This window comes from Rhizobium sp. 01N424 (assembly GCF_056399485.1).
Map to the genome: position 1 here is coordinate 973,635 of NZ_JBFTRK010000001.1, position 22,428 is coordinate 996,062.

Consider the following 22,428-nt stretch of genomic DNA (forward strand, 5'->3'; position numbering starts at 1 on the left):
TTTACTTGGCCGTATAAGGCTTTAGCGCTTCGAGCAGTTTCAGCCCCGCTTCGGCGCGCGCCGTGTTGGGATAGTTGCGGTTGGCGATCACCACGAGCGCCGTCCGGGTCTTGGGGACCAGCATGACGTAGGTGCCGAAGCCGTTGGTTGCGCCTGTCTTGTTGAGCAGGACAGCGTTTTGGGGCTCAAGCGGCTTTGCCAGTTGCTTCACCGGCTGGCTGTTCATGACCATCTCAGGCGCATTGCCTGCCAAGAGACGGTTGAGCTTCACCGGCCACGGATATTGCTCCCAGATCATATCCTGCGTGAACGAGGCGGTTTCGAAGTAGCCGGTATGGGTCTTGCGGATCGCCGCGGCGAGATCAGGGGCAAGGGCGGCCTGATCGAGGTTCAGTTCGAGCATGTGCAGCATGTCGCGCGGCGTCGATTTGATGCCGTAGGCTTCCTCGTCGAGAACGCCCGGGTTGACGCGGATCGGGCGGTTATCCTTCGAGTAGCCGAAGGCGTAGCGGTCTGCGGCGGTTTCGGGAACAGAGATGAACGTGCTCTTCAGGCCGAGCGCCGGGAAGAGGTCTTTTTCCGCCGCCTGCCTGTAGCTGCCTTCGAGACGCTGACCGGCGATGCGGCCGAGCAGGCCGATGCTGACATTCGAATAGGAGCGCATCGTGCCCGGCTTATAGGGTGGCTTCCAGCTCTTGAGATAGGCCGTCAGTTCCGCGTCGTTGGTGACGCTGTCAGGAACCTGCAACGGCAGGCCGCCTGATGTGTGGGTGGCGAGATTGACGAGGGTGATCTTGTCGAAAGCGCTGCCCTTCAGCTCCGGCAGATAGGTGGAAACAGGTTGCGAAAGCGAAATGACACCGCGCTGTTCGGCGAGTGCTGCCAGCGTCACATTAAAAATTTTGCTGACCGAGCCGAGCTCGAAGATCGTATCAGGCGTGACTGGCGTCTTCGCTTCGCGCGAGGCCTCGCCATAGCTGTAATAGAACTGCTTTCCGTTGACCGAAATGCCGATGGCGAGCCCCGGAATATCGAATTGCTTGATGATGGGCTGGAAAGCGTCGTCTGCCAGCGTCTGAAAGGCTTTGTCCGTCAATTCCGCGGCGTGAAGCGGGGTTGCCGATAGGGAAAGTGCGATAAGGCAGTGTCTCATATTCACGGGGGCGGCTCCTTGATATGCGCCGGCAAAATGGTCCGGCACGGGTCGATAGCGCGGCCGGACGCATCGTCACAAACGATAAGAACTCGCAGGAGACCCTAGATAAATTTGGGCATGGGTCGCCGTCAGGCGCAGATCTCGCGAACGCAGCCGCGCAGCCAGCGATGCGCCGGATCGGCATCCATCCTGGGATGCCAGAGCAGCGAGACGGTGATCTCCGGCGCTGCGAAGGGAAGCGCGAAGCTGTGGAGACCGGCGCGCAGGTTGCCGGTATAGCGCTCGGGCACGCTGGCGATCAGATCCGAGGCGCGCGCCAGTGCCAGCGCTTCGGAAAAGCTGCCGACGGCGGTGACGATCTCGCGTGCCAGCCCGGTCGCCCGGAGCGCCGTATCGACGGGTCCGCCCTCCAGCCCGCGGCGGGAAATCTGGATATGGCGGCCTCCGGCATAGCGGGGGGCGGTCATCGCACCTTTCGCAAGCGGGTGATCCGCCCTGACGACGCCGATGAAGCGATCGTGAAACAATGCCTGGGCGCGGATTTCCGGGCCGGTCGTCTCGCCGATGACGCCGGTTTCAAGATCGGCCTCGCCATCGCGCAGGGAGGCGCTGTCCTTGTCCTGCTTTGGCAGGAAGCGCAGCCGGACGCCGGGGGCGCGCTCTGCGGCGAGGCGGATCAGGGCCGGGCCGAAATTCTCGACGAAACCATCGCGGTTGCGCAGCACGAAGGTGCGCTTGAGCTGCGACAGGTCGAAGGCTTCGGCCGGCCGCAGCAGCGTCTCGGCCTCTTCACGCAGATGGCTGACCCGCTCGCGCAGCTCGAGCGCCCGCGGCGTCGGCACCAGACCGCGACCGGCGCGCACGAGAAGCGGATCGCCGACGGTTTCGCGAAGCCTGGCCAGCGCCCGGCTCATCGCCGAAGGGCTGAGCCGCAGGCGCCGGGCGGCGCGCGCCACGCTGCCTTCGGCCAGCAGAACATCGAGCGTATAGAGGAGGTTGAGATCGGGCTTGGTCATGGTGCCTCCGGTTGGTGATCGCGATGATATGGCGTTTGGCGCACGAATGAAATGCAAATGATGCGCATTCCGACATATATCCGGTGGCGTTAGCTTCTCCCCGGCTCCTCTTCAGGAGCATTTGAGAACGGAGCGCTTCGCATGACCATCCCCCTTCGACCCACCACCTCCGATGTGGCGCCAATCGCTGCGGCGCCGGTGCGGGGAGCGCTGGCGAGCCTGTCGCTGGCGCTGCTTCTTTCCTCGCTCGGCACCAGCATTGCCAATGTCGGTCTGCCGGTGCTGGCGCAGGCGTTTTCAGCCAGTTTCCAGCAGGTTCAGTGGGTGGTGATCGCCTATTTGCTGGCGATGACGGCGCTGATCGTCAGCGCCGGACGGCTCGGCGACCTGATCGGGCGGCGCCGCCTGCTGATGGCGGGTATCCTGCTTTTCACCGCGGCATCGGCGCTTTGCGGACTGGCGCCGGCGCTCTGGGTTCTGATCGCCGCCCGGATGCTGCAGGGGCTGGGCGCAGCGGTGATGATGGCGCTTGCCATTGCCATGGTGGGCGAGGCGGTGCCGAAGGAAAAGACCGGCCGGGCGATGGGGCTGCTCGGGACCATGTCGGCGATCGGGACGGCGCTCGGTCCTTCGCTCGGCGGTGTGCTGATTGCGCTGGCCGGCTGGCGGGCGATCTTTCTCGTCACCGTGCCGCTCGGTTTGATCGCCTTCCTGCTCGCCCGCCATTGCCTGCGGGATGGGGAGAGGAGCAGTCCAGCGTCGCGCCAGGGCTTCGATCTGGCCGGTACGCTGCTTCTGGCACTGGTGCTGGTTGCCTATGCACTGGCGATGACCATCGGCCGCGGCAGCTTCGGCATGTTGCAGGCCGGGCTGCTGGCGGCGGCCGCGGCTGGAACGGGTGCGTTCCTGTTGGCCGAAACGAGGGTGAAGTCGCCGCTGTTTCGGCCAGTGATGCTGCGCGATCCGGTGCTGGCGCCGAGTCTTGCGATCAATCTCTGCGTGGCGACGGTGATGATGACGACGCTGGTCGTCGGGCCGTTCTACCTGTCGCGCGGGCTGGGGCTCGATACGGCGATGACGGGGGTGATCATGTCGGTCGGCCCGCTGATCTCGACGGTGAGCGGCGTTCTGGCCGGGCGGATCGTCGACCGCCTTGGTGCCGGAAACATGGTGATAGCAGGGTTGGCGGCGATGGCAGCCGGGGCACTGGCGCTCTGCGCTCTGCCGGGTCTTGCCGGCTACATTGCCGGGATCGCGGTGCTGACGCCGGGCTATCAGCTGTTTCAGGCGGCGAACAACACGATGGTGATGACCGGCGTGGCGGCGGGGCAGCGTGGCGTCATCTCCGGCATGCTGGGTCTCTCGCGCAATCTCGGCCTGATCACCGGCGCATCGGTGATGGGGGCGATCTTTGCCGCAGCGCTTGGCGGTGCGGATGCCGCGGCGGCGGCGCCCGATGCCATTGCAGCAGGCATGCGGCTGACCTTCGCTGTCGCGGCAGGCCTGATCATCGCCGCCATCGCCATTGCCGGAGTGGCCCGGTTTGCCGGCGCGCGGCGTGCCGATGCGGAAGGCGAGGTGTGACGATCAGACTGGCGCTTTCAGATCAAGCGCCCCGAGAAACAGCCGCAGCTCCCGCTCCACATAATCGGCGGCACGGCCTTCGGCGGTGAAGCCCCACCAGAGCAGCGAGCCCTGCCATTGCGACAGCATCAGCCGGGCCGAGGTTGCGGGATCCGGCGAGGTGGACAGGCATTCGGCGAGCGCCTCCGCCAGCGCCTTGGCCCAGGCTGCACCCCGGGCACGGAGCAGCGGATCGCGGAAATCTTCACGCAGCACGAGGAGGCCCTGGGCATAGGCGGCCGCGTCCTCGCCGTAATCCTGCGACAGGCCGGCGAGCAGGGCGACGGCGCCGTCAGGTGTCTTTTCCGCGGCCGCGGCAAGCTTTGCGGTTTCGGCATCCAGTCCATCCCAGGCATGCATGAGTGCCGCCCGCAGCATCGCCGCCTTCGTGCCGAAGCGCTGGACGAGGGTGGAGCCGGAGAGGCCGCTGACCTTGGCCACCGCGCCGAAGCTGGCGGCATCCGGCCCCTCGGCATAGATGAGGGCGAGAACCATCTCCAGAAGCTGCTCGTCCTGAAGGGTGCGGCTGCGCGGCATTGCATTTCCTCTTGCGTTCGCCCTCAATATGAACGAACGTTCGTTTATAATCAATTGCCCGACGGGAGATGCGGGCGGATTTTGGTTCTAGCGTGGAGGATTTGGTTATGACAGCGGATCTGACGGGAAAGGTGGCGCTGGTGGCCGGCGGAACGCGCGGCGCCGGGCGGGGGATTGCGATCGAGCTTGGTGCTGCCGGGGCGACCGTTTATGTGACCGGCCGCTCGACGCGAGCGCAGCGCTCGGAATACGGCCGGCCGGAGACGATCGAGGAGACGGCGGAGATGGTGACGGCAGCGGGCGGCCGGGGGATCGCCCTGCGCGTCGACCATCTGGTGGCGTCCGAGGTGGAGGCGCTGGTGGGGCGGATCCGCACGGACGAGGGCAGGCTGGATATTCTCGTCAACGATATATGGGGCGGCGAGAACCTGACGGAATGGGACAAGCCGGTCTGGGAACACTCGCTGGAAAACGGCCTGCGCATGCTGCGGCTGGCGATCGACACGCATTTTATCACTGCCCATTACGCCCTGCCGCTGCTGATCGAAAGACCGGGCGGACTGCTGGTGGAGATGACCGACGGCACGGCCGAGTACAACGCCGCGCATTATCGGCTGAACCCCTATTACGACCTCGTCAAGACAGGCGTGATCCGCATGGCCTGGGCGCATGCCAAGGACCTGGAAAAGCACCGCTGCACCGCCGTTTCGATGACGCCGGGCTGGATGCGCTCCGAGATGATGCTGGAGATTTTCGGGGTAACCGAGGAGACCTGGCGCGAAAGCAGCATCGCGCCGGCGCATTTCGTCATTTCCGAAACCCCACGCTTCGTGGGGCGCGCAGTGGCGGCCCTGGCTGCCGATAGCGACAGGGCGCGGTTCAACGGGCAGTCGCTGTCGAGCGGCGGGCTTACGAAGGTCTATGGCTTCGACGATGTGGATGGATCGCGGCCGGATTGCTGGCGGTATATGGACGAGGTGGTGGAAACGGGGAAACCGGCGGATGCGGCGGGGTACCGGTGAGGGTCAGGTTGCATCCTGCGGATCGAGCAGGTTGATCTCGGGAAAGGCTGAGAAGTGCCTGGTATTCCGGGTGACGACGGTCAATTGATGCAGCTTGGCGGTTCCGGCGATCAGGGCGTCGGCCATTCCCGGGTTATGGCCGTTTCGCTGGGCGGCTGCCTCCAGCGCGCCGGAGGCCAAGGCAACCTTGGCATCGACGGCGAGAATTCTGTCGCCGAACGTCTCCTCCAGCGAGGCAAGCCATGCACGGTAGCCATCGGCTTTTGCGGTTGCACCCTTGCCGATCAACAGATGGATGCCGCGCTCGACCTCGTGGACGGTGACGGCGGACAGGAACAACCGGTCGTGGCGATCCTGCGCGTCCAGCCAGCGGCTGAAACGCGGCGGACCGCTGCGGCCGGGCGAGAGCAGCGAGATGGCATCGGTATCCAGCAGATAGCCGTTCAAAGCTCTATATCCCGCGAGGGGATGCTGTTGCGTTCAAAGACGGCGTCGTCGCCCGGGAATGTCTGAAGGAAGGCGGAAAAGCTCGGGCGATTCGGCCGCATGGCAGCCTTCGCGACTTCGGCGGCTTCCACACTGACAAGCACGGCAGTCGGCTTGCCGTGGCGGGTGATGGTGATGAACTCACCATGAAGCGCCGCTTCGACGTAGTCCGAAAATCCTGCTTTCGCATCTTTAAGGCTGATGGTCGTCATCTCGATGGCCTCAAGTGGTCACATATGACCAATTTAGCGCGTACGATGACGCGCTGCAAGCCCTAGACACCTAGCAGCCCATGCAACCTCTTCGGCGCCACGTTGCGCCAGGCCTTGCGCACGAGGTCTTCGGTCAGCGCATCGCTGGCGAGCATGTGGTAGAGGCGGGTGGAACCGCGTTCGCCCCAGCCGCCGGGGACGGCGAGCGTCTCCTTTGGGGCGACTTCGAGGGTGAGTTTCTGCTGGTCGGGTGTCAGGCGGACGACGCAGTAATCCTGATCCGGAAAGGTCAGAAAAATCTTGCCGCGCACGCGAAAATCGCGTGTGCCCATATGGGCGCTTTCGGCCGTTTCCGGCAGGGAAAGCGCGAAGGCTGCCAGCTGTTCCCGGTCCATGGCGGATCATAGCATGGAAGATCAGATGGCCCAAGCGCGGGCCAGATCAGGCAGCCGCCTTCTTCTCGATGGCGGCGCGGTCGAGCGCCCGTTCCAGCGCCTCGATACAGACCGGATCGTGGCTCTGGCCGGCGCCTTCCCAGAGGATCGACAGCGCCTTCGAAATCGGCATGGCGGAACGGTAGGGGCGGTCGGCGGTGAGCGCGTCGAAGACGTCGGCGGTCGAGACGATGCGGACTTCCATGGGGATCGCTTCGGCGGTCAAGCCGCGCGGATAGCCCTTGCCATCAAGGCGCTCGTGGTGGGCGCCGCCGATAACAGCGGCATCCGAAAAGGCATGGATGCGCGACAGGATCAGCTCGGAAAATTCCGAATGGCGCTTCATCTGCACCCATTCCTCGCCTTCCAGCTTGCCCGGCTTGTCGAGCACGGAATTGGAAACGCCGAGCTTGCCGATATCGTGAAGCAGGGCGGCGCGCTTCAGGAAGCGGCGCCCCTCGGCATCGATGCCCATCTCCTCGGCGATCAGATCGGTGAACAGCGCTACGCGATCGCTATGGCCGGAGGTATAGGGGCTCTTGGCGTCGATGACTTTGGCGAAGGCGGCGGCGATATCGTCGAGATAATTGTCGTCGGCCATGATCGCCTGCTGGCCGGGCTCGCTGCTCAGCACGACCTCTTCCAGCTGATCGGACGCGAGCACCTGCCAGAAGTCAGGGCGGGCGGCAACGCGGGCAAAGGCGGCGCAGAGATCGGGATCGAACCAGGTGCCGGACCGTTTGGCGATCTCGGCCTTCGAGGCCTCCGGGCCGCCGCTCGCCTGGAAGATATCGGCGATCTGCGAGAGCAGCGCGATGCGCGAGAAGAGCGGAATTTCGGCCCCCGACAGGCCGATCGGCCGGCCGCCGCCATTCCAGTGTTCGTCGAGGCCGAGAATGCCTTGGGCGACATCTTCGGAAAAGCGCATCATCCGGGCGATCTCGGCGCCGCGCTGGCAGCGCGTCTGGATCAGGTCGGTGACGATCTCGCCGCCATTCTGCAGGATATTCAGGATGCCGCGGAAGCGCTCGGCAAGGCCTGCCTGCATGCCGGTATGGCCGATGACGAAGCGCAGCACCTGGCCGAGGCTGCCATCGACGAGCTTGAAGTCGCGCTTGAAGGCGAGATCGTCGGCCAGATAGATCTCGCAGATACGCGCCGCATTGCTGCTGCAGCCGAGGTCTTTCAGGAGCAGCGTGTAATAGAGATCCTGCAGGGCGCTGTCGGGCAGACCGAGCTCGCGGCCGATATGGGTGCCGATATAGCAGGCGCGGATGCAATGGCCGGGCGGCTGCCCCTCCGTCAGATCGAGCGCCTTGCTGAGCGCTTCGATTATTTCCGCAAGCCGGATCTGGATGCCGCTCATGATGGTGCCGCCTGAATGGGGTTCGGTTCAGTTGGCGCCGGGGGAGGTTGAGGAAGGGTTCAGGAAGGTGGTTAAGATGGGGGATTAAGTAATGAAATCAATATATTAATGAATGCTAATTGAACGTGCGCGTGATTTTATTTGTGGTGTATATTTCTGATTGCGAGGGTGTCCTCCGGTGATAATCTCGCAACCGAGCATTCTGTTTTAACTGCAATGACTAGTTTGCGTGTCTCACCTCTGTTCGCCATTGTCTCGGATCAACTATGACAAAGTCACTCTACTTCATCCCAATGGCAGGCCTTGATAATGCGTACGAGGATGAAAGACTTAAGCTGATTGGCCAGATCGTAACAGACTGGAATCTTTGTGAATCTGTCATGCAGGTTCTATCATGGCAACTGTGTGGTCTAGATCGCGAACTGGGTGAATGTATTACGACTGACCTCGGGAACGTTTCGCTTCTGACTCTCTGCCGAAACACGTTGAACAGGCTCCATAGCGGTGAATCATATTTCCATTTGCTCACGGAAATTTTCACGCTTTTCGATGAATGCAGGCAAGCGAGGAACGCTTCGGCGCATTTCGTGATTTCAGCCGATCAAACTACCTTTGTCGCATTTTCGTTGACGATGAAGTCGGGCAGAGGATCGTTAACAGTAAGAAGAGCTCCGATTTCCAACGAAGAGCTTGAGCTATATGCCAGCGCTATTGCCTACCTACTCGAATGCCTCGCCGAAGCTATGCACATACTTAACGATGAGCCCATTCCTTGGCGCGATAAGCGTCTTTTGCCGGTATATATAGAATTGTTGAAACAGCTTCGCGCTGAAAGGCGCGGTCAGGACCTACCGTTTGAAGCTTCCTAGGGGTGGCAGTCCATGCCACTCTCGACGCTTCGTGTGGAAATAGGAAAATAATCCTTGACGGCGTGACGGTCGTTTGATAGGGTTATGGCATAGTCGGAAAGTTGCGGCTGCGATGCAGTGCAGGCTTTCGGGGTTGCGTCGCCTGCCACTTCCTCATTCCTGTGGCCTTAGGGCTTTGCCCACGGGATGTCACAGGATCCGTGCGACCCGGTCTCGGGTCGCGGGAAACCTTTCCTTGTAGTGCGAAGAGTCATTCACCGCGCAGACGCGCGGTGGCTGGATTCCTGTGACGGGCACAGGAATGAGGGAAGTAGGTGGGGTTGCCGTTGGGGTTTCAGCCGGGTTTCGACCCGGTTTTTTTATGTCCTCGAGCGGGGCGGAGATTTCGATGATCGGTGAGGTTTTTGTGGCGGAGCTTTGCGGCTTTTGGCCGGAGCGGCGTGTCTATTTCCGGGCGCAGTCTCTGGAGAGCGGCGGCGGCGGTTGCGATCAGCGGGCGCGTGACGCGGTGGCGGCCTGTCGGCTGGAGACCAAGTCGGAGGTGCTGCCGGGCGATGAACTCCGGGTGATGCTCAACCAGATGACGGCGGAGATGCGGGAGCAGTTTGCGGCTTTCGTCGAGCTACGCAAGGGCGCCGAAATTGCTGCCGACGGCGGCGACGAGGCGGCGGGCAAGCTGGCGCGGGCCGATCTGAAGGCGGCTGTCGATGCCATGGGGCTGATCGTCCGCACGCTGGAGAAGATCGACCAGCTGCAGCGGCAGCTCGCCCGCGACCGGGAAATCGAGATGGAAAGCCGCGAGCAGGCCGAAGGCTATGCGGCGGCCAAGGGGCAGCTTCTGGAGATCATCGAGCAGCGCGCCGAGGAGAAAGCGGCGCTGCTTGTCGCCGAACGGATCGGGGCTTGGCGGGCGGAGGCGGGCGGACGTGACGGGATTTCCTCCATCGGGAAGGATGAGGCGGCCGCGCTCGGCACGGCAGAAGCGGCGGGCCGAAGCCGCGCAGGTTCGCGCGGCGATGGCGCAGGCGCTGTCGGCGGCCGGGACGCTGCGGCAAGGGCTGGAGAGGATCGGTGCGGGCCGGACAGATGAGCTGGAACCGGCTGCCTGCGCTGCCAAACGGCAGCGTGGCGACGCGCTGAACGATGCGATCGCCGGCGACGGGATTGCAGACGAAGCCTTCGGCGGACGCGGGTCTGCGGCAATGGCCGCCGGGACTGTCTGCCGTAACGGCGCTGTCGATGATGGGGCGTCCGGTTCCCGGATTGCTTCGGGTTGGAACCGCCTTGCCGAAACCGTCAATGAGACGATGGAGACCTGGCCGATGCGGCTTGATCCGGCGCTGTCGGCGCTCGAGCAGCTGGAGCGGATCGGCGGGCCGTTGCTCGGCGCCTTTCCCGCCGCACTCAGGGATTGGCAGCTGACGGGGCGGCTGGAGCAGAGGCCGCCGGAGGGCGATTGGCGGACGTGGCTGCTGCTCGGCGGGCGCGGTTCCGGCAAGACGCGGGCGGGGGCGGAATGGGTGCATGCGGTGGCGAGCGCCGGGCAGCGTTCGGATCTGAGGATCGCGCTGGTGGCGGAGACGCTGGGCGATGCGCGTGAGGTGATGATCGACGGTATTTCCGGGATCTGCAGGATCGCCCGGCGAAACCGGCCGGAATTCGAGATTTCGAGGCGGCGGCTGGTCTGGCCGAATGGCGCGGTGGCGCAGGTGTTTTCTTCGGAGGATCCGGAGAGTTTGCGCGGGCCGCAGTTTCACATGGCCTGGTGCGACGAGCTGGCGAAGTGGAAGCACGGGCAGGAGACTTTCGACATGCTGCAGTTCGGCCTGCGGCTCGGCAACCGGCCGCAGCAGCTGGTGACGACGACGCCGCGGCCGGTGCCGCTGTTGAAGGCGCTGATTGCCGACGAGGGGACGCGGCTGGCGCGGATCAGCACGCTTGCCAACCGTGCCAATCTGGCGCCCGGTTTTATTGACGCGCTTGCGGCGCGCTACGGCGGCACGCGGCTGGGGCGCCAGGAGCTGGATGGAGAGCTGATCGAGGACCGCGAGGACGGTCTGTGGAAGCGCGGCCAGATCGAGGCGCTGGCGATCCGCTTTACCGGGACGCTGCGGCGCATCGTCGTCGCGGTCGATCCGCCGGCAACGGCCGGCACGCAATCCTGTTGCGGCATTGTCGTGGCGGGAATGGAGGTTTCCGGGCGGGCCGTGGTGCTGGCCGATTGCTCGGTCGAGGGTGCGAGCCCGGCGGGCTGGGCGGGTGCGGTGGCGCGCGCCTACCAGCGCTTCGGTGCCGACAGGGTGATCGCCGAGATCAACCAGGGTGGCGACATGGTGTCGGCGATGCTGAAGAGCATCGATGCGACGCTGCCGGTGACGACCGTGCGGGCGACGCGCGGAAAGTTTTTGCGGGCGGAGCCGGTGGCGGCGCTCTACGAGCAAGGGCGTGTTGCCCATGCCGGGCGCTTTACGGCGCTGGAGGACCAGATGTGTGATTTCGGCCCGGATGGGCTTTCGAACGGCCGCTCGCCCGACCGGCTGGATGCTCTGGTCTGGGCGCTGACGGCGCTGATGCTCGAAGGCGGCGGCGAACCGCGGGTCAGGGGTATATGACGCTTCGCCGCTCGCCTTTCGCGCCGCGGCGGTTTATCGCTGCTTCGGCGGCTCGGCCGGACGCGGTGGCTCGCGAGTCGGCCGCACCTGACGCCACTCGTTTTCCATCTGGTCGACGAGGTGCTGGGGAATGGTGGTCTGGGTGTTGGCGGGCGTCTGCATCGGTCTCCTCTCCGGCTGCACAGGCAATATGAGGAATGCATGACACAGCTTAAATAGGCTGTAAATCAGGGGCTTAAACGCCTTAAACGATTGAAATCATTTTAATCGATTAGGGCCGCGACGATTTTCAGGGTTATCCACATGGACCGCAGGATTTTCTTCGACGAGGTGCGCGCCAGCCTGTTCAAGGGCACGCTGCAGCAGCCGCAGGTAGAGGGCATGAGCGCAATCCTCGACTATTGGCAGGCGCGCCATACGGGCGAGGATCGGCGCTGGCTGGCTTACATCCTGGCGACCGCCTTTCACGAGACGGCCTATACGATGCAGCCGGTGCGCGAGACGCTGGCCGATAGCGACGAGAAGGCGATCGAAATTCTCGACCGCGCCTATGCGGCTGGCAAGCTGTCCTGGGTCAAGACGGTCTACTGGCTGCCCGACGAGGACGGCAAGAGCTGGCTGGGACGCGGGCTGGTGCAGCTGACGCACAAGCGGAACTACGAGGCGATGAGCCTTTTGACCGGCATCGATCTGGTGGCGGCGCCCGACCGGGCAATGGAGATGGGCACGGCGGTGAAGATCCTCGTCGAGGGGATGATCGCAGGCAGCTTCACCAAGCACCGGCTGGCCGACCATCTGAACGGCGAGAAGGACGACTGGGTGAACGCCAGGCGCATCGTCAACGGCACCGATAGGGCGGAAAAGCTCGGCGATTACGGCAGGCTTTTCGATGCGGCCTTGCGCCGCGCGGAACCCGGCGGCCTCTGGCAGCGGTTGAAGGCCTGCCTTTCGCGTGTTATCGCCCGGCTCTCTTAAAGACCGAGCAAGGAGTGCGCCCCGTGATCCGCCATATCGTTTTCTTCACCGTGCCGGAAGAAAACCGCGAGGCGGTGCGCAAGGGCCTGTCGGTGCTGACGGGGATCCCGCATGCGCTGACGCTGGAGATCGGCGAGAACGTCAAGACAGACCAGTGGGGCAACGCCGTCGATTTCGTCGTCTATGGCGAGTTTGCCGACGAGGCGGCGCTGGCGGCCTACAAGGCGCATCCGGATTACGAGCTTTCGACGCGGACGGTGAAGCCGCTGCGCGAAACGCGGGTGGCGGCGGATTTCGATAGCGGGTTGGCGGTGAAGGTGCCGATGGGCCGCTGACCTCTTCAAGGGAGTGCATTGATGCCTTCGATACCATATGCTATAAATAGCATATGCCGCCTGCGACATTGATCTACGATCGAAAGCTGCTTCTGCCTGATGGCATGATTCTGCAGATCAGGATCTGGCGGTTGCCGCAGGCGAATGCCGAGCGGCCGCATAGGCTGAAATATTCTCTGTTCTACGGTCGGCCGGGCGAGCGCATCATCGGCTATGACAATGAAGCGGGTAAGGGCGATCACCGGCATTATCGCGACCGCGAGGAACCCTATGTCTTCGAGACGATGGACAAGTTGATCGCCGACTTTGAGGCAGACGTGAGAAGGGAGATCGGGCATGAGTGAAGTGAAACTGCAGATCACCGGCCTCGACGACTTCTTCTCGCAGGCGCGGGACACGGCCCGCGAGATCGATGCCGGCGATTTGCGCGAGCGCCCTGCGGTGATCGGTTTCGAAAGCATGGAGCTGCTGCTCAAGGTGCTGACGGCCAATCGCTGGCAGCTGCTGCGCAGTTTGAAGCAAACGGGCGAAAACTCGATCCGGCAATTGGCCATGGCGCTGGGGCGGGATTACCGCGGCGTTCATGCCGACGTGCATGCGCTGATCGCTGCCGGGCTGATTGCCCGCGACGGCAAGGGGCTGGTCTCCGTGCCCTGGGACAAGATCACGGCCGAAATGGCGATCGATATCGCGGCGTAGGGCGCGCATCCTTTCTCCCAGGGCAAGCCATCAGCGCCAATCGCCTTTCAACAAGGGACATCACATGAACATCCGGTCTTTCCTGCCGTGGGGCTTCACGGCGGGCCGTAATGCTGTGGCTGAAAAGAAGGCGGCGCCGGGGTTTCTGTCGCTGGCGGCGCAGGGGCAGGCGAGTTGGACGGGGCGGTCCTATGCGGCGCTGTCGCGCGAGGGGTTCATGAAGAACCCGGTGGCGCATCGCTGTGTCAGGCTGGTGGCGGAGGCTGCGGCCTGCGTGCCGTTTCTGATCTACGAGGGCGAGCGGGAGCGGCCGGAGCATCCGGCGGCGGCACTGCTGCGCCAGCCAAACGGACGGATGGGCGGGCCCGATTTCTTCGAGGCGCTTTATGGGCATCTGCTGCTCTCGGGCAATGCCTTCGTCGAGCCGCTGATGGTGGGGGCGGCGTTGCGCGAGCTGCATCTCCTGAGGCCCGACAGGATCAGTGTCGTCGAGGGGCGGGACGGGTGGCCGGAGGCTTATGACTACAGAGCCGGAGGATCGGTCCGGCGCTTTGCGGTGGAGGCCGAGGGGATGGCGCTGCTTCACCTGAAGCTCTTTCATCCGCTCGACGATCACTTAGGCTTTCCGCCTCTGGCGGCAGCACAGGTGGCGCTCGATCTCTCCAATGCGGCGGCCACCTGGAACAAGGCGCTGCTCGACAATTCGGCCCGTCCTTCAGGCGCGCTGGTCTATCAGCCGAAGGAGGGCGGCAATCTTTCGCCGGATCAATATGAGCGGCTGCGCCAGGAGCTGGACGACGGCTATTCCGGGCCGATGCGCGCCGGGCGGCCGCTGTTGCTGGAAGGCGGGCTCGACTGGAAGGCGATGGGCCTGTCGCCGAAGGACATGGATTTCGTTGAGGCGCGTAATGGCGCCGCCCGCGACATCGCGCTCGCCTTCGGCGTGCCGCCGATGCTGCTTGGTATTCCCGGGGACAATACGTTCGCCAACTACCAGGAAGCCAACCGGGCCTTCTATCGCCTCACGGTGCTGCCGATGCTGACGCGGACGGCGGCTTCGCTTTCGGCCTGGCTGGGTGGCGCCTATGGCGAGGGGCTGCGGCTGGAGCCGGATCTGGATAAGGTGGCCGGGCTTTCGGCCGAGCGCGGGGAATTGTGGGCAAGAGTGGGGGCGGCGGCGTTTTTGACGGATGAGGAGAAGCGGGAGGCGGTGGGGTATTGAGATTGAGGCGCGCGGGGCAATTTGTTATACGTGGTATTACAAATTGGAGATACCGCCATGCCGAAGCCTGTTCTTTCCGATCCGATCGCCCTGCGTCTTCCCGAGGACATGCTGAAGGATATCGAGACGATCGCCAAGGCGACGGATCGCACGCGCAGCTGGGTGATCGTGCGGGCGCTGAAATATTATCTGCAGGCGGAGGGAAAGGATGTTCTCGACGTGCTGCACGGCGAGGCACAGATCCGCGATGGCGAATTCGAGGATGCCGAGCGGCTGATGAACGAACTGGTCGCGGCATCGAGGCCCGACGCGGCGTAGATGAAAGTCATCATCTCCAAAGATGCTGCTGATTATCTCCGGCGCGAGCGTGCCTATATCGCCGAGCACGATCCGCGTGCGGCAGAGAGCGTGATGCGCCAAATCCAGGCGGCGATCCGGACGCTTGGTGCTTATCCCAATGCGGGCGTGGCTGCTCTGCCGCTCGCCGGCCGGCGCCGATTTGTCGTCGCACCCTATGTCATCGATTACAGTATCACGGAGCACGCCGTGCATATCGTTGCAGTCCGCCATGGACGGCAGAACGATACGAGCATGGAAATCGACGGCGACGATGATTTCGAGACGGGTGGCGAGTGACGGTTCAAGCGCGATTGCCTGTTGGCGCGACCTATGTGCCCGAGTTTTTCAGCGGTGAAGAGGCCGTACGGCTTGCCGCAGCGCTCGATGCCGGTTCCTGGGACACGACGTTGAAGCGGCGGGTGCAGCATTTCGGTTACCGCTATGACTATCGGGCCCAGGCTGTGACCGGCGATGCCTATCTCGGGCCGTTGCCGGATTGGCTTTCTGGTTTCTGCGGGCGGCTTGCCGGCGAAGGTTATTTCGAACGTCTGCCGGATCAGGTGATTGCCAATGAGTATCTTCCGGGGCAAGGGATTAGCGCGCATATCGATTGCGTGCCGTGTTTCGCGGACCGGATCGCTTCGCTCAGCCTGCTGTCGGTCTGTGAGATGGTGTTCCGGCATGCGGCAGGCGGGGAGCGCTGCAGCCTGATACTGGAGCCGGGGTCGCTGCTCGTGATGGAGGGCGCGGCGCGATATGACTGGACGCATGAGATACCGGCACGGGCCGCCGATAGTGTCGATGGCACGAAGCGGCCTCGCGGGCGGCGGTTGTCGCTGACCTTTCGCAATGTGATCCGGAGCCTTTGAGCCGCCGGATACGGACGCGTTGAATCGGCGTGTGAAGCTGCTGATCCAGCCCTCCAGCAAGGTCTTGCAAGCGATTCATAAGATTCGTTGAAACGCGATTGGCGGGGATGCCGGTCCGCGCTGGCGGTGGGCCTTTGCGGGCCATTCGCGTGCGCATCCTCCACAAGGGAGTTTGACGATGGCTGACTTTTCCAATGATGGGGGGCTCTGGGCCAGCCGGGCGCTGGGGGCATCGGCAGGGGCGGCGGTGTCGCTGATCTATCTTTTGCCGAAGAGCAGGCGGGAAGCGGCGAGCCGGTTCTTTTCGGGGCTCTCCTGCGGTCTGATTTTCGGTGGTCCCACGGGGATCTGGCTCGTGGAGCGGCTGGGGATCGCCGATCGTCTTTCGGCTTCCGAAGTCATGCTGTCCGGCTCGGCTGCGGCGAGCCTCTGCGCCTGGTGGGTGCTGGGGGTTTTGGCGCGGGTGGCGCGGCAATACCGAGCGAATAGTGAGTAGCGAATAGCGAATAGTTTTTGGGCTTGCGATCCGGTCGTGGCGGGCGGCATTCGCCGCTATTCGCTATTCGTCCACCGCTCCCCCGTCAGACATTTCACTTTCACAATCAGGAGCACCAACCATGACCGCATCGCTCATGGGCGCGGAGACGCGCAAGTTTGCCAATCTGGAACTGCGCCATCTCAAGCGCGACGGGACGTTTTCGGGTTATGCGAGTGTCTTCGGCGAGGTCGATCTCGGCAAGGACCAGGTGGAGCGCGGGGCGTTTCGCAAGTCGTTGTCGGAGCGCGGCGCGGAGGGGGTCAGGATGCTGTTTCAGCATGATCCTTCCGAGCCGATCGGGGCGTGGAAGACGATCCGTGAGGATAGCCGCGGGCTCTATGTCGAGGGCGTGCTGGCGGATGGCGTGGCACGGGCCGGCGAGGTGCGGCAGCTGATCAGGAACGGGGCGCTCGACGGGTTGTCGATCGGCTTCAGGACCGTCCGGGCGCGCACCGATGCCAAGAGCGGTATCAGGCGGATATTGGAGGCGGATCTCTGGGAGATCTCGATCGTCACCTTTCCGATGCTGCCTTCGGCGCGGGTGCAGAACATCAAGAATGCGCGGTGGTTCCGCGACAAGGAGACCGAGCTCGTCCGCGCCATGCGCCGGGCGGCAAGGGCGATGCTGACCGAAACCTTCAGATAGGATCGACATATGACCGACAGGACTGCGAAGACGGCGCCGGAGATCAAGGCGGTGCCGGAGACGATGACGGCTGCCTTCGACGATTTCATGGAGGCCTTCGAGGCCTTCAAGGAGACCAATGACCGGCGCCTCGGCGAGATCGAGGCGAAGTTCACCGACGACGTCGTGACCCGCGACAAGATGGACCGCATCAACCGCGCCATGGACGATCAGAAGAAGCTGCTCGACCAGCTGGTGCTGAAGAAGGCGCGGCCGCCGCTGGGACGTGCGGGCGTCGGCGGGGCTGATACGGCCGAGCACAAGGCGGCCTTTGAAAACTATATCCGCCGCGGCGACGAGGCGGGGCTGCGAGAGATCGAGGCGAAGGCGATGTCATCGGGGACGGGCGCCGATGGCGGCTATCTGGTGCCGCCTGAGACCGATAGCGAGATCGGCCGCAGGCTTTCGGTGGTGTCGCCGATCCGGGCGCTGGCGACGGTGCGGCAAGTCTCGGGATCGGTTCTGAAGAAGCCGTTCTCGACGTCGGGCATGGCCTCCGGCTGGGTTTCCGAAACGGCGGCGCGGCCGCAGACCGGCAATGCCCAGCTTGCCGAACTGACATTTCCGACCATGGAACTCTATGCCATGCCGGCGGCGACGCAGGCGCTGCTCGACGATGCGGCTGTCGATATCGAGGCCTGGATCTCGGGCGAGGTCGATACCGTCTTTGCTGAGCAGGAGGGCACGGCCTTCGTCTCCGGCGACGGCACCAACAAGCCGAAGGGGTTCCTGGCCTATACGGCGGTGGCCGACAGCGGCTGGAGCTGGGGCAATCTCGGCTATATCCCGACCGGGGCGGCGGGCGCCTTTGCCTCCAGCGGTGCTTCGGATGTGCTTGTCGATGCCGTCTATGCGCTGAAGGCCGGCTACCGGCAGAACGCCAATTTCGTGATGAACCGCAAGACGCAAGCGACGGTGCGCAAGCTGAAGGACGCCGACGGCCGCTACATGTGGCAGCCGCCGGCAACGGCCGGCCAGGCAGCGACGCTGATGGGCTTTCCGGTGGCCGAGGCCGAGGACATGCCGGATATCGCGGCCGGTGCGACGGCGATCGCCTTCGGGGATTTCCGGGCGGGGTATCTGGTGGTCGATCGCACCGGGGTCCGGGTGCTGCGTGATCCCTATTCGGCGAAGCCCTATGTGCTGTTTTACACGACGAAGCGTGTGGGCGGCGGGGTGCAGAACTTCGAGGCGATCAAGCTGGTGAAGTTTGCGGTGAGTTGAGTGGGGTGAGTAGGGGGTAGTGAGTAGCGAATAGATTGGCTCTCTTGGCGGGTGTGGCCCCCTCATCCGCCCTGCCGGGCACCTTCTCCCCGAGGGGAGAAGGGGACTCGCGGCGCGCTCCCCGACTTCCCTTCTCCCCAGCGGGGAGAAGGTGGTCCGAAGGGTCGGATGAGGGGGCTGCGGGCGCTCGCTTTCATTATTTTATGGAGGCGAGGGTGGCGACCTCGTCCACCCCATCTTTCAAACAAGGAATTTCCAATGACCTATGCATTGATCACTCCGCCACTGGCGGAGGCGCTGGCGCTTGGCGAGGTGAAGGCGCATCTGCGGCTGGATGGGGCGGACGAGGATGCGTTGCTGATGTCGCTGATCCGCGTTGCCCGCGAGCATCTGGAGCGGGTGACGGGGCTTTGTCTGATGGGGCAGGGCTGGCGGCTTTATCTTGATTCAGTTCCCGAAGACCGCGTGATTCAGATTGCCAGGGGGCCGGTGCAAGCGATTGAAAGCGTGACGCTTTACGATGCCGGTGGCGAGGAAGTCTCGTTGCCGCTGGATGGGCATGTTCTGGATCGCAGCACGCGGCCGGCGCGGCTGATCCTCGGGCGTCCTGTGGAGGCCGGGCGGGCGATCAATGGCATCGAGATCGATTTTTTGGCGGGCTTCGGCGAAACGGCGGCGGATGTGCCGGATACCCTGAAGCGGGCGATGCTGATGCATGTGGCGCAGATGTTTGCGTTCCGCGGTGCTGTCGCGGTGGCCGATCAGCCGGCGGATATTCCCGATGGATACGACCGGCTGATCGCGCCCTTCCTGATGAGGCGGCTCTGATGCGGGCGGTGATGTTCGATCCCGGGCAGATGACGGCGCGCCTGCAGCTGGAGCGGCAGGTCGAGACGGCGGACGGGCAGGGCGGGGCGGCGGTTTCGTTTGAGATCGTGGGCCCGGTCTGGGCCTGCATCGAGCCGCTGGGCGAGAGCCGCGAGGAGCGGGCGGGTGCGGAGATCGTGACGGTGACGCACAGGATCTGGCTCAGGTTTCGCACCGGTCTTGCTGCTGGCATGCGGCTGCGCAAGGGCGAGCGCATCTTCGCGATCCGGAGTCTGCGTGATCCCGATGAGGGCGGGCGCTATCTCGTATGCCTCTGCGAGGAGGACGGGCGATGACGGCGGTTGTGCAGACGATCACCGATCTCGCGGTCTTTCTGGCGAAACTGGCGCGGGATGGCGGCACGCGGCCGAAGGAGACTGGCGATGAGCGCGGCAAATGAACTGCTGACGGCGATCCATTCGCGGCTGACCGGTGATATCGGGCTTCGCGGGTTGATCGGGGCGGATGGTATCCGCGACAGGCTGGTGAGCGGCAAGAGGCTGCCCTGCATCGTGATCGGCGAGATGACGAGCGGCAGCATTCTCGAGGGCGAGGCGGGCGAGGAGCATCGGTTCTCGCTCGACATCTGCTGCGAGGAGGGCGGCCGCAAGGCGGCGGGTGAGATCGTGGCGATGGTTTTGAGGTTGCTCGACGATGAGGCCCTGACGCTGGAGGGGCATCATCTTGTCGGCCTGCAGCACCTTTTGACGCGGTCGCGGCGGGAAGCGAAGACGCGGATGCATATCGCCGAAATGCGCTTCAGGGCAGTGACGGAACCGGTTGACGCGCCGCCTGCCTGACCATGGCGGCGAGCATGAAGACCAGGGCGAGGGCGATGGACGCCAGCACGGCGCAGATGATGAGCGTCAGGCCGGTGCCGGCGCGGTCGAGCGTAGCGGTGAAGATGACGGGTGCTGCGGCATTGGCGAGGTTTTGCGGCATCGACAGGCGGGCCGCCTGCAACCCGTATTCCCGGGCAGAGAAGAAGGACAGCGGCAGCAGCGCGCGGGCGACGGCGAGGATGCCGGAGCCGAAGCCGTACATCAGGATGAAGGTGATGAGGACAGGGGTCGAGCCGCTGAACGTGAGCAGCATCGCGAAGCTTGCGAGCATCAGGCTGATGCCGACGATCGAAGTCAGGATCGGATTGCCGCGCTTGCCGAGCAGCATGTCGAGCCCGCGCGCCGAAATGCCGATGACGCCGCGCGCCGAGCCGAGCTGCAGCGCAAAGGCGGGCGAGGCGCCGGACTGGCGGAAGATTTCGATCAGCGACGGCGCCACGCCGAAGCTGACGAAGGTGCAGAGCGTCGTGGAGGCTGCCAGCAGCAGGAAGGCGGTGCGGCGCTGCTTGCTCGAAAGCGCGATAGGCGGCGTTTCGGCAGCGGTACCCTGCGTATGCGTGGCGACCGGTTTCGGCAGTGCGAAAAGATGCAGCGGCAGGCAGATGAAGAGGTGGAGGGCGGCCGAAATCCGGAAGGCGGCGCGCCAGCCGAAGGCGTCGTTGAGCCACGTCAGCAACGGCCAGAAGATGGTCGCCGACAGGCCGGTGAACAGCATGAGGATCGCGATGACGCGCTTGCCGTTCATCCCCTCGCGCTCGACGACGGCGGTATAGGCGGGTGCCGACAGGCCGAGCGCGCCGCCGAGGCCGATGACGATCCAGGCGAGCGCATAGAGGATGACCTCGTGCGCCGCAGACAGCATCACGAGGCCGGTGGCGAAAATGACGGACGAGGCGGCGAGCACTTTGGCGGCACCATGACGCGCCAGCAGGCGGCCGGTACCTGGGCTGGCGAAGGCGGTGACCACCATCATGATGGTGATGCCGGCAAAGATGATCTCATTCGGCAGGCCGAGCTCGGGCGCGATGACGCGGCCCATGACGCCGAGCATGTCGAAGGTGGTGCCCCAGCCGATGAGCTGGGTGATCGCGAGGACGGCGATCGTCTGCGCCGAGCGGAGGGGGAATGTTGGCATTGGTGCTGAAAGGCTTTGGGGCTGGAAATAGGGGTGGGGTTTAGCAGGTTTGGTGGGGCGGAGCAAAGTCGTGTTCTTGGTGTCGCGGATGTCGCGTCCGTGGCCCCCTCATCCGCCCTGCGGGCACCTTCTCCCCGAGGGGGGAAAGGGAATCTGCGACCTTGATTTCGCTTTACGGCTCGGCGTTGCGGCGCCTCCCTTCTCACCAGCGGGGAGAAGGTGCCCGAAGGGCGGATGAGGGGGCTCCGGTTGCTGTGTGACGTGGTTCTCTCGCCGCGCAGACGCGCGGATGCGTAGTTTGGGCAGGCTTCGGATTTCAGGAGGGCAAGGGCATGGTGGCGCAGAAGGGCAAGGATCTGCTGTTGAAGATCCACAATGGGACTGGTTACGAGACGGTGGCGGGACTCAGGTCGAAGCGGTTGGCGTTCAATGCCGAGACGGTCGATGTGACCGATGCGGAGAGCGCCGGGCGGTGGCGGGAGCTGCTGGGCGGGGCGGGCGTGCAGCGGGCTTCGGTTTCGGGCGCCGGCATCTTCAAGGATGCGGCGTCCGATGGGCTGGTGCGGGGCGCGTTTTTCAATGCGTCGATCTTGAACTGGCAGATCGTCGTGCCCGATTTCGGCAGCGTGACCGGAGCATTCCAGGTGACGGCGCTCGAATATTCCGGGCAGCATGATGGCGAGATCCTGTTCGAGCTGGCGCTGGAATCGGCCGGTGCACTGACCTTCGGAGCGCTCTGATGCGGGCGGCGGGGGCGAGAGCGAACCGCAGGCGCGGCGAGATCGAGGCGGTCGTCGATGGCGAGCGGCGGATTTTGTGCCTGACGCTTGGGGCGCTGGCGGAGCTGGAGACGGCCTTTGCGGCCGACGATCTCACAGGGCTCGCCGAGCGGTTTTCGGCCGGGCGGCTGAAGGCCGAGGACATGATCCGCATCATTGGCGCCGGGCTTCGCGGCGGCGGCAATCTCTATTCCGATCAAGATGTCGCCGAGGCGAGCGTCGAGGGCGGCATTGCCGGTTTTGCGGCTGTCGTCGGCGAGCTGCTGATCGCGACTTTTGCACAGCCGCAGACAGAGGCGGGCGGCACCTCCCTCCGCCCCCTCTAGCCGCAGCGGGCGGGACCGCCGCACGCGCCGGGCCATTTCCCTGGACGCGCGTGCTGCACACCGGTCTCTGCCTGCTGCGGCTTTCTCCCGATGCCTTCTGGGCGATGACGCCGGTGGAGTTTTTTGCCGCGGCCGGTGGAATGGTGCCGCGGGCCGCGAGGTTTACGCGCGACGGGCTGGCTGAAATGATGGCTCGGTTTCCGGATGGGGTGGCGTGACGGCATCATGCTATTCTCCTGAGGTCACCGGATTCGGAGCTG

Annotated in this window: 30 protein-coding genes and 1 pseudogene; 22 read left to right on the forward strand and 9 right to left on the reverse strand. The window is 64.3% G+C overall.

Features of this window, described 5'->3' with window-relative positions; genetic code table 11:
• Nucleotide 1: 1 nt before the first annotated feature.
• The gene (ampC, locus tag AC1DNK_RS05015) at nucleotides 2-1,153 is read right to left on the reverse strand and encodes a class C beta-lactamase (RefSeq protein WP_477939894.1); all 1,152 of its coding nucleotides are present in this window, start codon (nucleotides 1,151-1,153) and stop codon (nucleotides 2-4) included.
• A 131-nt stretch (nucleotides 1,154-1,284) separates the two neighbouring features.
• Nucleotides 1,285-2,172 carry a LysR family transcriptional regulator gene (locus AC1DNK_RS05020; RefSeq protein WP_477939676.1) on the reverse strand — a complete coding sequence of 296 codons (888 nt, stop codon included), beginning with the start codon at nucleotides 2,170-2,172 and terminating at the stop codon, nucleotides 1,285-1,287.
• A 141-nt stretch (nucleotides 2,173-2,313) separates the two neighbouring features.
• On the opposite strand from AC1DNK_RS05020, the gene AC1DNK_RS05025 reads away from it, so the two are divergent.
• The gene (locus tag AC1DNK_RS05025; protein ID WP_477939678.1) at nucleotides 2,314-3,756 is read left to right on the forward strand and encodes an MFS transporter; all 1,443 of its coding nucleotides are present in this window, start codon (nucleotides 2,314-2,316) and stop codon (nucleotides 3,754-3,756) included.
• A 3-nt stretch (nucleotides 3,757-3,759) separates the two neighbouring features.
• On the opposite strand, the gene AC1DNK_RS05030 is transcribed toward AC1DNK_RS05025, so the two are convergent.
• Nucleotides 3,760-4,332, reverse strand: a complete 573-nt coding sequence (locus tag AC1DNK_RS05030) for a TetR/AcrR family transcriptional regulator (RefSeq protein WP_477939679.1) — start codon at nucleotides 4,330-4,332, stop codon at nucleotides 3,760-3,762.
• A 107-nt stretch (nucleotides 4,333-4,439) separates the two neighbouring features.
• Between AC1DNK_RS05030 and AC1DNK_RS05035 the strand changes: the two genes are divergently transcribed.
• Nucleotides 4,440-5,354, forward strand: coding sequence for an SDR family oxidoreductase (locus AC1DNK_RS05035; protein ID WP_477939682.1), 915 nt, complete (start codon nucleotides 4,440-4,442; stop codon nucleotides 5,352-5,354).
• 3 nt (nucleotides 5,355-5,357) lie between these two features.
• Here the strand turns inward: AC1DNK_RS05035 and AC1DNK_RS05040 are convergent, their stop codons facing one another.
• The 4 genes from AC1DNK_RS05040 to AC1DNK_RS05055 form a co-directional block, all read right to left on the reverse strand.
• Nucleotides 5,358-5,801, reverse strand: coding sequence for a PIN domain-containing protein (locus tag AC1DNK_RS05040; RefSeq protein ID WP_477939683.1), 444 nt, complete (start codon nucleotides 5,799-5,801; stop codon nucleotides 5,358-5,360).
• Entirely contained in the window at nucleotides 5,798-6,052 is a 255-nt protein-coding gene (locus tag AC1DNK_RS05045) for a type II toxin-antitoxin system Phd/YefM family antitoxin (RefSeq protein ID WP_477939685.1), read from the reverse strand. Before AC1DNK_RS05045 ends, AC1DNK_RS05040 begins: the two co-directional genes overlap by 4 nt.
• A 62-nt stretch (nucleotides 6,053-6,114) precedes the next feature.
• The gene (locus AC1DNK_RS05050) at nucleotides 6,115-6,447 is read right to left on the reverse strand and encodes an MmcQ/YjbR family DNA-binding protein (protein ID WP_477939686.1); all 333 of its coding nucleotides are present in this window, start codon (nucleotides 6,445-6,447) and stop codon (nucleotides 6,115-6,117) included.
• A 46-nt stretch (nucleotides 6,448-6,493) separates the two neighbouring features.
• Complete coding sequence (locus AC1DNK_RS05055) at nucleotides 6,494-7,852, reverse strand: HD-GYP domain-containing protein (RefSeq protein WP_477939687.1); 1,359 nt, start codon at nucleotides 7,850-7,852, stop codon at nucleotides 6,494-6,496.
• A 266-nt stretch (nucleotides 7,853-8,118) separates the two neighbouring features.
• Here AC1DNK_RS05055 and AC1DNK_RS05060 point away from each other — a divergent pair, with 266 nt between their 5' ends.
• The 3 genes from AC1DNK_RS05060 to AC1DNK_RS05070 all read left to right on the forward strand — a co-directional run bounded on the left by AC1DNK_RS05060 (nucleotide 8,119) and on the right by AC1DNK_RS05070 (nucleotide 11,333).
• Nucleotides 8,119-8,721: a hypothetical protein gene (locus tag AC1DNK_RS05060; protein ID WP_477939688.1), complete on the forward strand. Its 603-nt coding sequence runs from the start codon at nucleotides 8,119-8,121 to the stop codon at nucleotides 8,719-8,721.
• A 388-nt stretch (nucleotides 8,722-9,109) separates the two neighbouring features.
• On the forward strand, nucleotides 9,110-9,811 hold the full coding sequence (locus tag AC1DNK_RS05065) for a hypothetical protein (RefSeq protein WP_477939690.1): 702 nt from the start codon (nucleotides 9,110-9,112) through the stop codon (nucleotides 9,809-9,811).
• A gap of 232 nt (nucleotides 9,812-10,043) precedes the next feature.
• The gene (locus AC1DNK_RS05070) at nucleotides 10,044-11,333 is read left to right on the forward strand and encodes a DNA-packaging protein (RefSeq protein WP_477939895.1); all 1,290 of its coding nucleotides are present in this window, start codon (nucleotides 10,044-10,046) and stop codon (nucleotides 11,331-11,333) included.
• Between the two features lie 33 nt (nucleotides 11,334-11,366).
• Here the strand turns inward: AC1DNK_RS05070 and AC1DNK_RS05075 are convergent, their stop codons facing one another.
• Nucleotides 11,367-11,495: a hypothetical protein gene (locus tag AC1DNK_RS05075; RefSeq protein ID WP_310297709.1), complete on the reverse strand. Its 129-nt coding sequence runs from the start codon at nucleotides 11,493-11,495 to the stop codon at nucleotides 11,367-11,369.
• Nucleotides 11,496-11,636: 141 nt separating this feature from the next.
• Here AC1DNK_RS05075 and AC1DNK_RS05080 point away from each other — a divergent pair, with 141 nt between their 5' ends.
• From AC1DNK_RS05080 to AC1DNK_RS05145, 14 genes are all read left to right on the forward strand, one after another.
• Nucleotides 11,637-12,308 (forward strand): hypothetical protein, encoded by a 672-nt coding sequence (locus AC1DNK_RS05080; RefSeq protein ID WP_477939691.1) that lies wholly within the window; start codon nucleotides 11,637-11,639, stop codon nucleotides 12,306-12,308.
• Nucleotides 12,309-12,331: 23 nt separating this feature from the next.
• Nucleotides 12,332-12,643 (forward strand): Dabb family protein, encoded by a 312-nt coding sequence (locus tag AC1DNK_RS05085; RefSeq protein ID WP_477939692.1) that lies wholly within the window; start codon nucleotides 12,332-12,334, stop codon nucleotides 12,641-12,643.
• Between the two features lie 53 nt (nucleotides 12,644-12,696).
• Entirely contained in the window at nucleotides 12,697-12,987 is a 291-nt protein-coding gene (locus tag AC1DNK_RS05090; protein ID WP_477939694.1) for a toxin-antitoxin system TumE family protein, read from the forward strand.
• On the forward strand, nucleotides 12,980-13,342 hold the full coding sequence (locus tag AC1DNK_RS05095) for an HVO_A0114 family putative DNA-binding protein (protein WP_477939695.1): 363 nt from the start codon (nucleotides 12,980-12,982) through the stop codon (nucleotides 13,340-13,342). Before AC1DNK_RS05090 ends, AC1DNK_RS05095 begins: the two co-directional genes overlap by 8 nt.
• A 64-nt stretch (nucleotides 13,343-13,406) precedes the next feature.
• Nucleotides 13,407-14,564, forward strand: coding sequence for a phage portal protein (locus tag AC1DNK_RS05100; protein ID WP_477939696.1), 1,158 nt, complete (start codon nucleotides 13,407-13,409; stop codon nucleotides 14,562-14,564).
• Between the two features lie 57 nt (nucleotides 14,565-14,621).
• The gene (locus AC1DNK_RS05105) at nucleotides 14,622-14,882 is read left to right on the forward strand and encodes a CopG family ribbon-helix-helix protein (RefSeq protein WP_112390964.1); all 261 of its coding nucleotides are present in this window, start codon (nucleotides 14,622-14,624) and stop codon (nucleotides 14,880-14,882) included.
• Complete coding sequence (locus tag AC1DNK_RS05110) at nucleotides 14,883-15,200, forward strand: type II toxin-antitoxin system RelE/ParE family toxin (RefSeq protein ID WP_477939697.1); 318 nt, start codon at nucleotides 14,883-14,885, stop codon at nucleotides 15,198-15,200. It begins immediately after the preceding gene.
• Nucleotides 15,197-15,772 carry an alpha-ketoglutarate-dependent dioxygenase AlkB gene (locus AC1DNK_RS05115; RefSeq protein WP_477939699.1) on the forward strand — a complete coding sequence of 192 codons (576 nt, stop codon included), beginning with the start codon at nucleotides 15,197-15,199 and terminating at the stop codon, nucleotides 15,770-15,772. Before AC1DNK_RS05110 ends, AC1DNK_RS05115 begins: the two co-directional genes overlap by 4 nt.
• A 178-nt stretch (nucleotides 15,773-15,950) precedes the next feature.
• Entirely contained in the window at nucleotides 15,951-16,268 is a 318-nt protein-coding gene (locus AC1DNK_RS05120) for a DUF6107 family protein (protein ID WP_310297727.1), read from the forward strand.
• Between the two features lie 121 nt (nucleotides 16,269-16,389).
• Nucleotides 16,390-16,956, forward strand: a complete 567-nt coding sequence (locus AC1DNK_RS05125) for an HK97 family phage prohead protease (RefSeq protein ID WP_477939700.1) — start codon at nucleotides 16,390-16,392, stop codon at nucleotides 16,954-16,956.
• A gap of 9 nt (nucleotides 16,957-16,965) precedes the next feature.
• Nucleotides 16,966-18,219 (forward strand): phage major capsid protein, encoded by a 1,254-nt coding sequence (locus AC1DNK_RS05130; RefSeq protein ID WP_477939701.1) that lies wholly within the window; start codon nucleotides 16,966-16,968, stop codon nucleotides 18,217-18,219.
• Between the two features lie 258 nt (nucleotides 18,220-18,477).
• Entirely contained in the window at nucleotides 18,478-19,047 is a 570-nt protein-coding gene (locus AC1DNK_RS05135; RefSeq protein WP_477939702.1) for a head-tail connector protein, read from the forward strand.
• Nucleotides 19,047-19,382, forward strand: coding sequence for a phage head closure protein (locus AC1DNK_RS05140; RefSeq protein ID WP_477939703.1), 336 nt, complete (start codon nucleotides 19,047-19,049; stop codon nucleotides 19,380-19,382). Before AC1DNK_RS05135 ends, AC1DNK_RS05140 begins: the two co-directional genes overlap by 1 nt.
• Nucleotides 19,383-19,469: 87 nt before the next feature.
• Complete coding sequence (locus AC1DNK_RS05145; RefSeq protein ID WP_477939704.1) at nucleotides 19,470-19,886, forward strand: DUF3168 domain-containing protein; 417 nt, start codon at nucleotides 19,470-19,472, stop codon at nucleotides 19,884-19,886.
• Here the strand turns inward: AC1DNK_RS05145 and AC1DNK_RS05150 are convergent.
• Nucleotides 19,846-21,063 (reverse strand): MFS transporter, encoded by a 1,218-nt coding sequence (locus AC1DNK_RS05150; protein WP_477939706.1) that lies wholly within the window; start codon nucleotides 21,061-21,063, stop codon nucleotides 19,846-19,848. The genes AC1DNK_RS05145 and AC1DNK_RS05150 overlap by 41 nt on opposite strands.
• A 332-nt stretch (nucleotides 21,064-21,395) precedes the next feature.
• On the opposite strand from AC1DNK_RS05150, the gene AC1DNK_RS05155 reads away from it, so the two are divergent.
• The 3 genes and pseudogenes from AC1DNK_RS05155 to AC1DNK_RS05165 form a co-directional block, all read left to right on the forward strand.
• The gene (locus tag AC1DNK_RS05155; RefSeq protein ID WP_112390713.1) at nucleotides 21,396-21,803 is read left to right on the forward strand and encodes a phage major tail protein, TP901-1 family; all 408 of its coding nucleotides are present in this window, start codon (nucleotides 21,396-21,398) and stop codon (nucleotides 21,801-21,803) included.
• On the forward strand, nucleotides 21,803-22,168 hold the full coding sequence (locus tag AC1DNK_RS05160; RefSeq protein ID WP_477939707.1) for a gene transfer agent family protein: 366 nt from the start codon (nucleotides 21,803-21,805) through the stop codon (nucleotides 22,166-22,168). Before AC1DNK_RS05155 ends, AC1DNK_RS05160 begins: the two co-directional genes overlap by 1 nt.
• Before the next feature lie 44 nt (nucleotides 22,169-22,212).
• Nucleotides 22,213-22,386 (forward strand): annotated as a pseudogene (locus AC1DNK_RS05165) (rcc01693 family protein); the annotation flags it as partial.
• Nucleotides 22,387-22,428: the final 42 nt, after the last annotated feature.

Excerpts from the sequence above, each read along its gene's own strand:
- AC1DNK_RS05110 (WP_477939697.1), top strand. The coding sequence starts at position 14,883 with ATGAAAGTCATCATCTCCAAAGATGCTGCTGATTATCTCCGGCGCGAG.
- AC1DNK_RS05080 (WP_477939691.1), top strand. The coding sequence starts at position 11,637 with ATGGACCGCAGGATTTTCTTCGACGAGGTGCGCGCCAGCCTGTTCAAG.
- AC1DNK_RS05035 (WP_477939682.1), top strand. The coding sequence starts at position 4,440 with ATGACAGCGGATCTGACGGGAAAGGTGGCGCTGGTGGCCGGCGGAACG.
- AC1DNK_RS05075 (WP_310297709.1), bottom strand. The coding sequence starts at position 11,495 with ATGCAGACGCCCGCCAACACCCAGACCACCATTCCCCAGCACCTCGTC.
- AC1DNK_RS05045 (WP_477939685.1), bottom strand. The coding sequence starts at position 6,052 with ATGACGACCATCAGCCTTAAAGATGCGAAAGCAGGATTTTCGGACTAC.
- AC1DNK_RS05100 (WP_477939696.1), top strand. The coding sequence starts at position 13,407 with ATGAACATCCGGTCTTTCCTGCCGTGGGGCTTCACGGCGGGCCGTAAT.
- AC1DNK_RS05130 (WP_477939701.1), top strand. The coding sequence starts at position 16,966 with ATGACCGACAGGACTGCGAAGACGGCGCCGGAGATCAAGGCGGTGCCG.
- AC1DNK_RS05020 (WP_477939676.1), bottom strand. The coding sequence starts at position 2,172 with ATGACCAAGCCCGATCTCAACCTCCTCTATACGCTCGATGTTCTGCTG.
- AC1DNK_RS05025 (WP_477939678.1), top strand. The coding sequence starts at position 2,314 with ATGACCATCCCCCTTCGACCCACCACCTCCGATGTGGCGCCAATCGCT.
- AC1DNK_RS05120 (WP_310297727.1), top strand. The coding sequence starts at position 15,951 with ATGGCTGACTTTTCCAATGATGGGGGGCTCTGGGCCAGCCGGGCGCTG.
- AC1DNK_RS05145 (WP_477939704.1), top strand. The coding sequence starts at position 19,470 with ATGAGCGCGGCAAATGAACTGCTGACGGCGATCCATTCGCGGCTGACC.
- AC1DNK_RS05090 (WP_477939694.1), top strand. The coding sequence starts at position 12,697 with ATGCCGCCTGCGACATTGATCTACGATCGAAAGCTGCTTCTGCCTGAT.
- AC1DNK_RS05060 (WP_477939688.1), top strand. The coding sequence starts at position 8,119 with ATGACAAAGTCACTCTACTTCATCCCAATGGCAGGCCTTGATAATGCG.
- AC1DNK_RS05070 (WP_477939895.1), top strand. The coding sequence starts at position 10,044 with ATGCGGCTTGATCCGGCGCTGTCGGCGCTCGAGCAGCTGGAGCGGATC.
- AC1DNK_RS05065 (WP_477939690.1), top strand. The coding sequence starts at position 9,110 with ATGATCGGTGAGGTTTTTGTGGCGGAGCTTTGCGGCTTTTGGCCGGAG.
- AC1DNK_RS05135 (WP_477939702.1), top strand. The coding sequence starts at position 18,478 with ATGACCTATGCATTGATCACTCCGCCACTGGCGGAGGCGCTGGCGCTT.
- AC1DNK_RS05150 (WP_477939706.1), bottom strand. The coding sequence starts at position 21,063 with ATGCCAACATTCCCCCTCCGCTCGGCGCAGACGATCGCCGTCCTCGCG.
- AC1DNK_RS05055 (WP_477939687.1), bottom strand. The coding sequence starts at position 7,852 with ATGAGCGGCATCCAGATCCGGCTTGCGGAAATAATCGAAGCGCTCAGC.
- AC1DNK_RS05030 (WP_477939679.1), bottom strand. The coding sequence starts at position 4,332 with ATGCCGCGCAGCCGCACCCTTCAGGACGAGCAGCTTCTGGAGATGGTT.
- AC1DNK_RS05140 (WP_477939703.1), top strand. The coding sequence starts at position 19,047 with ATGCGGGCGGTGATGTTCGATCCCGGGCAGATGACGGCGCGCCTGCAG.
- AC1DNK_RS05155 (WP_112390713.1), top strand. The coding sequence starts at position 21,396 with ATGGTGGCGCAGAAGGGCAAGGATCTGCTGTTGAAGATCCACAATGGG.
- ampC (WP_477939894.1), bottom strand. The coding sequence starts at position 1,153 with ATGAGACACTGCCTTATCGCACTTTCCCTATCGGCAACCCCGCTTCAC.
- AC1DNK_RS05105 (WP_112390964.1), top strand. The coding sequence starts at position 14,622 with ATGCCGAAGCCTGTTCTTTCCGATCCGATCGCCCTGCGTCTTCCCGAG.
- AC1DNK_RS05125 (WP_477939700.1), top strand. The coding sequence starts at position 16,390 with ATGACCGCATCGCTCATGGGCGCGGAGACGCGCAAGTTTGCCAATCTG.
- AC1DNK_RS05050 (WP_477939686.1), bottom strand. The coding sequence starts at position 6,447 with ATGGACCGGGAACAGCTGGCAGCCTTCGCGCTTTCCCTGCCGGAAACG.
- AC1DNK_RS05160 (WP_477939707.1), top strand. The coding sequence starts at position 21,803 with ATGCGGGCGGCGGGGGCGAGAGCGAACCGCAGGCGCGGCGAGATCGAG.
- AC1DNK_RS05095 (WP_477939695.1), top strand. The coding sequence starts at position 12,980 with ATGAGTGAAGTGAAACTGCAGATCACCGGCCTCGACGACTTCTTCTCG.